The 11,845-nt window shown below is 39.3% G+C and carries 8 protein-coding genes; 6 read left to right on the top strand and 2 right to left on the bottom strand.

The features are described from left to right. Positions 1-417 precede the first annotated feature (417 nt). From FY049_RS11835 to FY049_RS11825, 3 genes are all read left to right on the top strand, one after another. On the top strand, positions 418-1,560 hold the full coding sequence (locus FY049_RS11835; RefSeq protein WP_224964411.1) for a PQQ-dependent sugar dehydrogenase: 1,143 nt from the start codon (positions 418-420) through the stop codon (positions 1,558-1,560). Between the two features lie 138 nt (positions 1,561-1,698). Continuing rightward, complete coding sequence (locus FY049_RS11830; RefSeq protein ID WP_224964410.1) at positions 1,699-2,094, top strand: tautomerase family protein; 396 nt, start codon at positions 1,699-1,701, stop codon at positions 2,092-2,094. 246 nt (positions 2,095-2,340) lie between these two features. Beyond that, positions 2,341-3,585, top strand: coding sequence for an esterase-like activity of phytase family protein (locus FY049_RS11825; protein WP_224964409.1), 1,245 nt, complete (start codon positions 2,341-2,343; stop codon positions 3,583-3,585). 278 nt (positions 3,586-3,863) lie between these two features. Here the strand turns inward: FY049_RS11825 and FY049_RS11820 are convergent, their stop codons facing one another. Beyond that, positions 3,864-4,631 carry a hypothetical protein gene (locus tag FY049_RS11820; RefSeq protein WP_004725221.1) on the bottom strand — a complete coding sequence of 256 codons (768 nt, stop codon included), beginning with the start codon at positions 4,629-4,631 and terminating at the stop codon, positions 3,864-3,866. A gap of 441 nt (positions 4,632-5,072) precedes the next feature. Beyond that, on the bottom strand, positions 5,073-8,564 hold the full coding sequence (locus FY049_RS11815) for a PAS domain-containing hybrid sensor histidine kinase/response regulator (RefSeq protein ID WP_105713782.1): 3,492 nt from the start codon (positions 8,562-8,564) through the stop codon (positions 5,073-5,075). 185 nt (positions 8,565-8,749) lie between these two features. Here FY049_RS11815 and FY049_RS11810 point away from each other — a divergent pair, with 185 nt between their 5' ends. The 3 genes from FY049_RS11810 to FY049_RS11800 all read left to right on the top strand — a co-directional run bounded on the left by FY049_RS11810 (position 8,750) and on the right by FY049_RS11800 (position 11,698). After that, the gene (locus FY049_RS11810) at positions 8,750-9,082 is read left to right on the top strand and encodes a DUF485 domain-containing protein (protein WP_004725226.1); all 333 of its coding nucleotides are present in this window, start codon (positions 8,750-8,752) and stop codon (positions 9,080-9,082) included. A gap of 1 nt (position 9,083) precedes the next feature. Next, the gene (locus FY049_RS11805) at positions 9,084-10,799 is read left to right on the top strand and encodes a cation acetate symporter (protein ID WP_004725228.1); all 1,716 of its coding nucleotides are present in this window, start codon (positions 9,084-9,086) and stop codon (positions 10,797-10,799) included. A 218-nt stretch (positions 10,800-11,017) separates the two neighbouring features. Then, positions 11,018-11,698: an ion channel gene (locus FY049_RS11800; RefSeq protein ID WP_004725230.1), complete on the top strand. Its 681-nt coding sequence runs from the start codon at positions 11,018-11,020 to the stop codon at positions 11,696-11,698. Positions 11,699-11,845: the final 147 nt, after the last annotated feature.

The following is an 11,845-nucleotide window of genomic DNA, read 5'->3' as shown; positions in this document are numbered from 1 at the left end:
CGGGGTGTTTTTTTATGCGCGGTGTTTATTAGCGAAATGAAAAGAAACCTGTAGAAGAATTGAAGTGCATAAGCAACTGAAAATAAATAGATTTTTGTAGATACAAAAAGAAAACCCCATCATCCTGATGGGGTTTTCTTCGTATTGGTGTGTTAGATTTGACTCCTGTCGAATCTCACGTCCTGTGTGTTTTCTTATTCTCAATGAGACTTCCTGTCTCTTTATATTTGCTATCATAAGCGCAATGTCTAAATCAGTATATTCGCTAATCACTACGATTGTTGTAGGTTAAAGCTTACAAGATGATCCAATTAAAAATTAAGACCCAATTCGCTCAGTTACCAATATGAAATGGTGAGATGGATACTTTTGTTTAAAATAAATCGATAAGTCATAACAATATTGAGGGAATCTAAAATGAAGGCTTTTCGACAGTGCTTAATCTATTTACCCCTATTGCTCAGCTGTAACTTGTTGAGTGCATGTAATGCTCAAAATAATCAAACCACTACAGCAAATTCGCTGATCAACCAGACCTATCAGATCCAAAAAGTCGCGACCTTTGATGAACCTTGGGCAATGGCTGAGTTGGCTGATGGTCGTTTACTGATTACCGAAAGGAGAGGAAAGCTAAAACTGTTTGATCCTTCCACATTGAAAAGTATAGAAATTTCAGGGCTTCCCCAAGTGGCTTATGGAGGACAAGGTGGCTTAGGTGATATTGTTTTACATCCTGATTTTGCAAACAATCATCAAATTTATTTAAGTTATGCCGAAACAGGAAAAGGGGGATATGGTGCGGTTGTGATTCGTGGTGAATTAAATCTACAAGAAAAAAATCCTCGAATAATCAATATTAAAAGAATTTGGGAACAAGTTCCTAAGGTTTCAGGACAAGGGCATTATGCACATCGAATGATTTTTGCAAAGGATGGCAAGCTCTGGATTAGTTCTGGTGAACGCCAGAAATTTGATCCTGCTCAAGATATGAACTCAAATTTAGGCAAAGTTTTAAGATTGAATGATGATGGTACTGTTGTTGCAGATCATCCATTTACTCAACAAGGTGAGATTGCAAAACAAGTATGGTCGTTGGGTCATCGTAATCCCTTAGGTATGGCTTTTGATGCGAAGGATCAATTGTGGGTGGTTGAAATGGGGCCTAAAGGAGGAGATGAGTTAAATCTGATTAAGAAGGGCGAAAATTATGGTTATCCGATTGTTTCCAATGGTGATCATTATTCAGGAAAATCCATTCCCGATCATGCGACACGTCCTGACTTTAAGGCACCAGAAATCAGTTGGACACCAGTAATATCACCCTCCAGTTTGGTCTTTTATCAAGATGAATTATTCCCGAAATGGAATCATAAAGCCTTGATTGGTGGGTTATCTTCAGAAGCGATTATTGTGGTTGATACTGAATCGAAGCCTGTCCGTGAGGTACAGCGTTTAAACATGCAGCAACGCATTCGAGATATCCATCCCGCCCATAATGGTTCGATTTGGGTTTTGGAAGATGGGAAAAATGCGGGGCTATTAAGATTGTTACCTAAGTAAAAAATTAATTTAATTCAATGGATTATTATATTATTGAAAAGATGTGGAAGCAGCTGAATTGATATCAGTTGAATTGTTAGGGTTGTCTATAAATTATGCTATTCTTTCGATTTAAAATAATATAAATCGAGAACAATAATGCCAGCAACTACAATTGAAGTTCGCTATCAATATCCTGTAGCACAAGAAGTGGGCTTAATCGATGCTGTTCATCATGCATTGGTGAGCGCTTTTAAAATTCCTGAATATGATCGTGATATTCGTTTATTGGTACATGAACCACATCGCTTTCAATGTCCACCGAATAAGCTTTATCCTGAAAAATTTACCCTGATTCGTATTGATTGTTTTGCTGGGCGTACACTGGATACCAAGCGAAATTTGTATCGCAGTATTGTAGAGAATCTATCTGTATTAGGGATTCCCAAAGATCATATCAAAATTTTATTAAGAGAAATTCCCGCTGAAAATTGGGGAATCCGTGGTGGTCAAGCTGCCTGTGATGTGGATTTGGGTTTCGATATTCAAGTCTAGCTCTAGCTCTAGCTCAAGCTCAAATTCAATATGAATTTAAGCAGATAGAGGAAGATTACTCAGTTGTTAATATTATTAAATTCAATATGTTAATTCAGCCGATGCGCGTTTATACGGTGGAGTATATGCTGAGTGAAACATGTCTACGTATCATCAAACTGACGCAATATTGTCATTGAAATGACCTCAAAATGTCATGCTATTGGTTTCTAATAAAGCTCATTTAAATCAATAAAAAAGACCTTTATGAAAAAAATTGCTTACTCTGTTTTAGCGTTAGGCGTATTGGCTTTAACCGCATGTAATGATGATGACAAGGATTTCTCATTTGAACCATCTGTCACTGTACCGACCTTGATTTCATTTGCCAAACTTGATGTCGAAACTTATGCAGCTGGTCCAAACTCAGGTGCCTTTGTAAAGGGCGCCAATGGAATATTTCCACCTTTTAAAGGTCAGCCAGTTCAAGGCTTCTCTGGTGCTGTAAAGAACGGTGATGGCACTTATATGGCCATGGCAGACAATGGCTTTGGTACACAAGACAATTCATCTGACTTTTTACTCCGTGTTTATCAAGTAAAACCTGATTTTCGGACGAAATCAGCAGGATCTGCAAAAGTTCAAGTGATGAGCTTTATTCAGCTTCGTGATCCCAATAAATTAATACCATTTTCAATCATCAATCAAAACAGCACAGATCGTTTACTCACTGGGGCAGATTTTGATCCTGAATCGATTCAACGTACTGCGGATGGTACCTATTGGATTGGTGATGAATTTGGACCATATTTACTGCATTTTGATAAAGATGGAATACTGCTTGATTCGCCGATTGCATTACCTCATCCATTAAAAGCTGGTGTGGAATTGCGTTCTCCGCAAAATCAATTCAATAAAGCCAACATAAATTATGTAGACCCTTTGGTTCAGCAAAGCGGTGGCTTTGAAGGAATGGCACTGTCTAAGGATGGTCAATATTTATATCCTTTGTTAGAAAAACCGTTAAAAGGTGAGACTACACAACAGTTGCTTATCTCACAATTTGACGTGAAGAAGAAAGCGTATACTGGCCGATATTATTATTTTACCTTGAATGCCAAGGCGACCAATATTGGTGACTTCCAAATGTTTGATGATAAGTCTGGCATTATTATTGAGCGTGATGCGAGCCAAAACAAGTTAGATGGTTATAAGAAGCTGATTCAAATTGAACTAGGAGATTCAGGGAAAGCGGTAAAACGTTCTGACTTAGTTGATCTTATGAATATCGCCAACCCGAATAATTTATATGGTACAGCGCGAGATGGAGATATTGGTACAGCTACAACTTTTGCTTTTCCATTTGAAACCATTGAAGATGTGATTATTGAAAATAAAAATACTTTAACTGTTTTAAATGACAATAACTTCCCTGGTTCATCAGGACGAAATGCAAAGCGTGCGGATGATAATGAAATTATTCAGATTAAATTGCCTAAGGCATTGTATTAATACGCGATAAAATGCTTATCCTCCATGACCTGAAACTAAATTAATTTTAGTGATGGAAAACTTCCTCCTTTTTAAAAGTAGGGCTGGGGAGAATTAAAACTTAAACTGATCAATATTAAGTGAAATATCTGACTTTTTATTGAGGGTAAAGCATCAGTACATGCTTGAAACTAGCTGAGCAGATATTATTATTTTAAAGTGCGAAGTAATCTTTAAGCTAAATAGCAGAAAGCCAGTCAATTGACTGGCTTTCTTTATACATCATTCAAGCATAAGGATTAAGCTAAACAGTCTTGTTTAGAAACTTGATCAGGGCAGCCCAATGGATTTAAAGCACATTTTAAATCTTCAATTTGTTCATGGGTGACATAGCCTTTAGATTTTAGGTAATCTGCAACTCGGTCATCACGTAGACTTAAGAATGCTGCATCATAAACACCTAAATCTACAAATAAAGCAGCCGCTTCTAAGCTATTAAAACGGTCTAGAAACACATCATTGCCATACATCAGGAAAACATGGTCGTAATCTGCATGTGCATCGATTTTTAAACGAGCTGCCAATGTTGTCGGTGAGGTTTTGATAAAAAGCAAATCTGATAATTCATCAAATTGGGTCATATCTAAGGTATTTTCACCGGTTTTTACTTTACCTAACCATGCTTTAAAGACCAGTACCGCACCGCCACGCAGTAACATGCTCCACACTTGATGACGAACTTCATCATTTAAACATTCGCATTCATCTTCGAGACGTTGAACCAGTTTTTCTTCCTGTTGCGCTAATTTATCAAACAGACCTAAGCCTTGAGGATGGTAAGCAACAGGGGTAAATACATCAAATTTTAATTCCTCAAACACTTGAAGTGCTAAAGGCACAGCTGCTTGATAAATCGTGTTGAGTGCTTGGATTTGTGTGTCGTGGAGTTTGCTGTGTTTAAAAAGATCTTGCCAATCAATTTCAGGCAAGATTGCATTTGCACCATATTGACGATGAAATTGTTGAGCTTGGTGTAGCCCATGTGGAACAGTTTCTGAAATATTCATGGTTAAAAATCCTATTTAAAATTGAATTCAAGCGCTGTTTTTGTTTTCCTAAACATGAGCGTGATTTTGTCTTGAAGTAATTTTTGATTTATCTGAGATGCAATAGGAATACGACTAAAGTTGTAGATAGGGTAAAAAGTATTTTTTTATTTTTTAAAATCATATAAATAGAAAATTGTAACTAACTATACAAGTGTATATTTACTATTTTGATGTTATTTGCCATAGAAAAGAGGGCTTTGAGGTTTTTAGTCAATAAATGGGTTCAAGTTTTGCTATTTTTTGAATGCTTTTGCACAAAGCTTAAAAAAAATTGCTATTCCACTTAAAAAATTGCGTTACAAAACCTCTAGAATGCAACGATCTAGAGGTTGTAAATGTTTCAAAACATTAAAGAAGAACGTGATCAATAAACTGAAAAGGGTTGAACGTAGTGGAAGATTATTTAGAAATCTTCAAGCCAGATAACCATGCCCGAAGAGAAGCTGGTTTCAATGGTTTCTTCAACAACACCACGTTGAGGTCTTTAACACGCTCTGGTAATTCAGGATCAGAATCTGCAGTAATCAGTGCTGAAGGAACATTTTCCTGACGGTTTTCGACAATAAAATCTAAGCCAATTTTGCCATGATTTAAATGCTGATCAACCAGCCAGACTTGAATATTTTCTTTTTGAATAATTTCCAAAGCTTGTTCAGGTTCAGTGGCTTTAAAGACTTGATAACCCCATTTGGTCAGTAGCGTTGCCATACCCTCTAAAATCGTATCATCATTGTCCAAACATAAGATTTTATAAGCTTTGGCTTTTAATGGTACCGCTTGTACAGGTGATGAAACCACTTTAGGTGCTGCTACCATTGGTACATCAATCATAAAGCATGAGCCTTTACCTAGTTCAGAGTAAACATGCACAGGATAATCAAGCAAACTGGTCATACGTTGGACGATTGCCAGACCAAGCCCTAGGCCTTGCTCACCCCATGGCGAGGTATGTCCACAACGCTCAAACTCTTGAAACAGCTTAATGCGTTGCTCTTCTGCAATCCCTGGGCCGGTATCCCAGACACCGATACGGATATGATTTGGGCGATTAGACGCGCGTAATACACCAACAATCACACGTCCACGAGCAGTATAACGTAAGGCATTACTAACAAAGTTTTGGATGATACGACGGATCCATTGTGGGTCGGTATCAATCCAGAATTGAGCATCATGGACACGCAATTGGATATTACGTTGTGCGGCGATTGATTTAAATTGCAGTTCTAAATCACTTAATAAATCATGCAGTGGATAAGCTTGACGTTTCGGTTGGATTGAACCACCTTCCAGCCGTGCAATATCCAAAAGGGCAGACAACATACTCTCAGCACCATGTAAGGCACGATCAAGCTGTTGTAAGGTTTTACGATCTTCATCCGATTGTACGCTTTGTTCTAAAGCAGTACTGAATAAGCGTGCTGCGTGCATCGGTTGAAGCAAATCGTGACTGGCTGCTGCAATAAAGCGGCTTTTTGACATATTGGCTTTGTCGGCTTGCTCACGTGCCAGTTGTTGTTCAGATAAGGCATTTGCAAGCTGTTGAGTACGGTCCGACACACGTGCTTCAAGTACCGCTTCATTTTCACGGAATGCAGTAATATCTGCAAAGGTCGTAACAAAACCACCACCTTCAATGGGATTACCACGCATTTGAATCACACGGCCATCTTTACGAATCCGTTCAAATTCATGTGCGCTTCCGACTTTCATCCAATGAATTCGCTTACGTACATGTTCTTCTACCGAGCCTGGACCACATTCGCCACGCTCTGCGTTATAACGAATCAAATCGGCAATTGGGCAACCGACATAGACTAAATCTTTTGGATAATCAAACAGCTTTAAATATTGGTTGTTCCAAGCGACCAAACACATGTTTTCATCAACCACACTCACGCCTTGGGTCATGTGGTCAATCATGGTCATGATAAGATTTTGGTTAAAGCGTTGCCATTGTGACGCTTGGTCGAGAATATTTGCCACTTGGCCCAAAGCCAAGCCGTTATTGACCATGGCTGTGGTGAGTAATGTTCGTGCTGAGGCTGCACCGATTGTGCCTGCGAGGTATTGTTCAGTGAACCGCCACCACATCCCATTGGCACTGCTATTCTCATTGAGCACCACATTATTCATGGTGCAAAATTGCTGAAAGGCATGGGTTGCTGGGCCTTCACCAGTAATCCGTTTGGCAAGTGCAATCAGATCACCGACTTTAAGTTTAGCGACATCATGGTGTAAGTAATTAATATCGGTAGAGGTGTTTTGCGCAGGTAAGGGCTTGGTTTCATAATAGAAAAAGCTCTCTGCCTGAATTTGCTCAGCAATACTTGGGCGATAAATACGAGAGACCCAAATATATAAAGTAATATTTAAGCCAAGTGCCCAGATTACACCATGGGTAAGCGGGGCAAAAGATTCAAAGCCAAATAAGGCTTCTGGTCTTAACCATTCAATATTTAAAGGTCCAAACATCAAAAATTGATGTGCAAACTGGCTATACTCAACAGGTAAGCTACGTAAAATCGTTGGTAATAATAAGGTATATGACCAAAGGATAAAGCCTACGACCAACCCTGCATAAACCCCTTGGCGACTTCCACCACGCCAGTATAAACCACCAATTAAAGCTGGCGAAAATTGTGCAACTGCACTAAATGCCAATAACCCAAAGGTGGATAATTGGTCAATATCATTAAAGAAGTGGAAGAATAAAAATCCAAGTAACATTACCGCTAAAATACACACACGACGGGTAAATTTAAGTACCTGTGGTAAGCGCTTGTCATGACGAGAAAGAATGCCAAACTTCCATAGAGAAGGCATAATCAAGTCATTACTGAGCATGATGGACAGTGCCACAGACGAGACTAACAGCATACCTGTTGATGCTGAAAAACCGCCTAAAAATGCCAGTAAAGATAACCAGTCTTGGTTATAACTAATCGGTAATGAGAGTACCGCAACATCAGGAATGGTCAGATATTTAGGTGCTGCATGAAGAGCCCAACTGGCGATTGGAATAATGGCAATAATGGTCAGAATCAAATATGCCGCAAACCACCGTCTTGCACCACGAATATGTTTTTCATCGCGTAATTCAACCACTGCCACATGGAACTGACGTGGTAAACAGATAATCGCCAATGAGGCTAATAAAGTTTGAACCCAAAAGGTGTCTGGCACACCAAACAGTTGTACTTCATGAAAAGTTTTTTGCACATCCTGTGAGATCTGTACAATATTTTGTGGATGATCAAAAATAAAGAAAAAGGCCACGCAGAGCAGGGCAAATAGTTTTACAAATGATTCAAAAGCAACGGCAAGCATTAAACCGCCATGTTGTTCGGTATTGGCAATTTGTCTTGTGCCAAACATCATGGCCAAGATCGCCAATACAGCGGTAAGACCAAGCACACCATTGGTGGTGGTGGAGACCACTTGGGTATTGTGATCGAGCATGACGGAAGCGCTAAGCGCAATGGCGCGTAATTGTAGTGCTAAGTAAGGAATGATGGCGATAACAGCCAAGATGGTCACTAAGGACGCTAATGTTCCGCTTTTACCATAACGTGCTGCCACAAAGTCGGCAATTGAAGAAATCGCATGATGTTGTCGAACGCGACCTAAACGACGCCAAATGTCATAGCCCAACCAGACAAATAATAAAGGTCCTAAATAAATCGGAAGGAAAATAATTCCCTCACGTACTGCAGCACCTGTTGCTCCATAAAATGTCCAAGATGAGCAATATACCCCCAATGTTAGACTAAAGAGAAGCATCCTGCCGCGCGTACTTAATCGACTCGCATGCTTCTCACCAAAGAAAGCACAAACGAATAGAATGAGGATGTAAAGGGCCAGAACCCCTATAATTAACCAACTGTTCATAAGGACTACAGTATAAAAAGCTGCGCCTATAATAACGCATACATGAACTGTCTCGTTTATTTTGCTCAAAATTTAACGACCAAAGTCTAAGTTACGAGAACCCCACAATATTGTTAATTTTGACCATGTAAAAAAATATTAAAAAAAGCAACCAGCGTTCTGGTCGCTTATCAAGGAGCATGGTTATGGATGAGAGACAGGTAGAGGCGATTCTACAAAATCCAAAATTCAAGGAAATGGTTGCTAAAAAAAGTAAATTAAGCTGGACATTAACTGCAATTATGTTGTTCGTTTATGTTGGATTTATGCTTTTAGTTGGCTATAACAAAGAATTTTTAATGAGTTCATTTAGTGGTGGCATCACCACTTGGGGGATTCCTTTAGGTTTAGGAATTATTGTTTTATCTTTCGTATTGTGTGGTGTGTACTCATATATTGCCAACAATAAATTGGATCAATTGAATGCAGATGCAATGAAAGAAGTCGAAGCAATCGCCCACGAAAAAGGACTGCACTAAGATGAAATGGAACTCTTTAAAGACTAAAGCAGCTCTTGCATCTACTGCACTGCTTTCTACTGTTGCACAAGCAGGCCCAGATTTAGGTGAAGCTCAGCAGCAAGCGACTAACTGGCATGCAATCATTATGTTTGCAATTTTTGTTGGTTTAACCTTATTTATTACCAAATGGGCTGCAAAACAAACCACCAATACCGCGGATTTCTACACCGCTGGTGGTGGTATCTCTGGTTTCCAAAATGGTTTAGCGATTGCAGGTGACTATATGTCTGCTGCATCGTTCTTGGGTATTTCTGCATTGGTGTTTAGCTCAGGCTTTGATGGCTTGCTTTATTCACTGGGTTTCATGGTTGGCTGGCCAATCGTATTGTTCTTGGTTGCTGAGCGTTTACGTAACTTAGGTAAATATAACCTGTCTGACGTAGTTTCTTTCCGTTTAGAAGAAAAACCAGTACGTACACTTGCAGCAATCAGTTCACTTGTAGTTGTGGCTTTCTATTTGATTGCTCAAATGGTGGGTGCAGGTCAGCTGATCAAACTGTTATTTGGTTTGAACTATAACATCGCAGTTGTGATTGTTGGCCTTCTGATGATGGCTTATGTGATCTTCGGTGGGATGTTGGCAACAACTTGGGTACAGATCATTAAAGCAGTGATGTTACTTTCAGGTGCAACATTCATGGCGTTCATGGTGATGCATTCTGTCGGTTATAGCTTCTCTGAAATGTTCAAGCAATCTATTGATGTATTTGCAAAAGTACATGATGTTAGTCTTGATGATGCAACCAAAATTATGGGACCAGGCAGTTTGGCGAAAAACCCACTCGATGCTTTGTCACTTGGTTTAGCACTCATGTTTGGTACAGCAGGTTTACCACATATTCTTATGCGTTTCTTTACAGTTAAAGATGCTAAAGAAGCACGTAAATCTGTGGTTGTTGCAACAGGTTTCATTGGTTACTTCTATTTATTAACCTTCATTATCGGTTTCGGTGCGATCCTTTTCGTATCAAACAACCCACAATTTATTGATGTTGCAAAAATGGCTGTGACTGGCAAACTAGAATTAGTTGGCGGTAACAATATGGCAGCGGTACACCTTGCAGATGCAGTAGGTGGCGATCTGTTCATGGGCTTTATTTCAGCAGTTGCATTCGCAACGATTCTTGCGGTAGTTGCGGGTTTGACACTGTCAGGTGCTTCAGCAATTTCACATGACTTGTACGCAAACGTATTGAAAAAAGGTCAAACAACCCCTGAATCTGAATTACGTATGTCGAAGATTGCAACACTTGGTCTTGCGATCTTTGCGATGATCTTAGGTATTTTGTTCGAGAAACAAAACGTTGCCTTCATGGTTGGTTTAGCATTCTCTGTCGCGGCGTGTGCAAACTTCCCAGTATTGGTTCTTTCAATGTTCTGGAAAGGCTTAACCACACGTGGTGCTGTTGTTGGTGGTGTTGTCGGTCTAGTGACAGCAGTGACTTTAATTATCTTGTCTAAAGCAGTTTGGGTAGACACATTAAAAATCTCTGATACTCCAATCAACTCATTCAATGGTCCTGCAATCTTTGCCATGCCATTAGCATTCATCTGCTGCTGGTTATTCTCTGTGACAGATAAATCTGCACGTGCAGAAGCAGAGCGCAAAGCATTTGATGCACAGTTTGTACGTTCACAAACAGGTATTGGTATCTCTGGTGCTTCAGATCACTAAGTGATTTGAGATCAGCTTAAAAAACACCTTCTCGAAGGTGTTTTTTTATGGGTGATGCAAAGCTAGAACTCCATCATCCCAGTTTCAGCTTTTAAGCGATATACAGCTTGTTTTATGCAGATTGATCAGTTGAATGATCACGAAAAATTGAAAGGATTTAAGAAACCCCATGAATATGTTAATTTGAATGTTTAAAAGAACAATCAGAATCAGAAAATATGCGTTCAATGATCGAATTTTGGAAAGGTTTTAAACAATTACCATCAGCATGGTTATTGTTGGTCCAACTGCTTATTTTAGTTTTATCTGTCTATACCAATGCCAGCAGAAGTTATCAAATTTTAACTTGGTTACTCGGTGTATCCGCGTTACTGATTATTGCCAAAGTGATTCGACAAACACCGACATTTACACTGTTGGGCTTAACCTTTGTCACAGGGGCATTTGTACTGTCCTTTCTAATGTTGATCGGTTTTCATTCTGTTACTTTGCAAATCTTTGCACATTCATTTGAAGCAGCCGCTTATTTTTGTGCAGCATATGGTTTAATCCGTTATATGTTTGCAGATCGTTATTTAACCAAAGATGAGCTGTTTGCTGCAGGTGCAGTATTTACCCTGATCGCATGGGGATTTGCCTTCTTATACAGTATCTGTCAATTGGTGGTTCCACAGAGTTTTCAAAACCCAAATCATGTTGCGGACTACCAATCTTGGCTGGATTTATTGTTCATTAGTTTTAGTTTGCAATCGGCAACAGGATTGTCCGATTTGATTCCTGTTGCACCTGCTGCGCGGGTGATTTCAATGTTGCAAATGTTCTGTGGCGTGATGTATTTTGCCCTGATCGTCTCACGGATGATTGCCCTGCAATATATTGAAAATAAACCAAAATCATGAGCTAATGATCTTGTTACATTTAGTAAATTGTTGAAAATGTTAATTTAAATTATAATGTGGCCTGAATCCAATCGCTGTTCTACAGGATTCGTCTTTTTTCACACCTGTGAATGCCTTTTTTTGACTTTAAAAAGTCTGTCCATTGAG

Source organism: Acinetobacter sp. 1125_18A (genome assembly GCF_052824985.1).
Note: the sequence above shows the minus strand (reverse complement) of the source record. Positions and strands in the feature narration are given on the sequence as shown.

Coding starts and splice junctions, on each gene's coding strand:
- FY049_RS11805 (WP_004725228.1), top strand. CDS start 9,084: ATGAAATGGAACTCTTTAAAGACTAAAGCAGCTCTTGCATCTACTGCA.
- FY049_RS11810 (WP_004725226.1), top strand. CDS start 8,750: ATGGATGAGAGACAGGTAGAGGCGATTCTACAAAATCCAAAATTCAAG.
- FY049_RS11820 (WP_004725221.1), bottom strand. CDS start 4,631: ATGAATATTTCAGAAACTGTTCCACATGGGCTACACCAAGCTCAACAA.
- FY049_RS11800 (WP_004725230.1), top strand. CDS start 11,018: ATGCGTTCAATGATCGAATTTTGGAAAGGTTTTAAACAATTACCATCA.
- FY049_RS11835 (WP_224964411.1), top strand. CDS start 418: ATGAAGGCTTTTCGACAGTGCTTAATCTATTTACCCCTATTGCTCAGC.
- FY049_RS11830 (WP_224964410.1), top strand. CDS start 1,699: ATGCCAGCAACTACAATTGAAGTTCGCTATCAATATCCTGTAGCACAA.
- FY049_RS11815 (WP_105713782.1), bottom strand. CDS start 8,564: ATGAACAGTTGGTTAATTATAGGGGTTCTGGCCCTTTACATCCTCATT.
- FY049_RS11825 (WP_224964409.1), top strand. CDS start 2,341: ATGAAAAAAATTGCTTACTCTGTTTTAGCGTTAGGCGTATTGGCTTTA.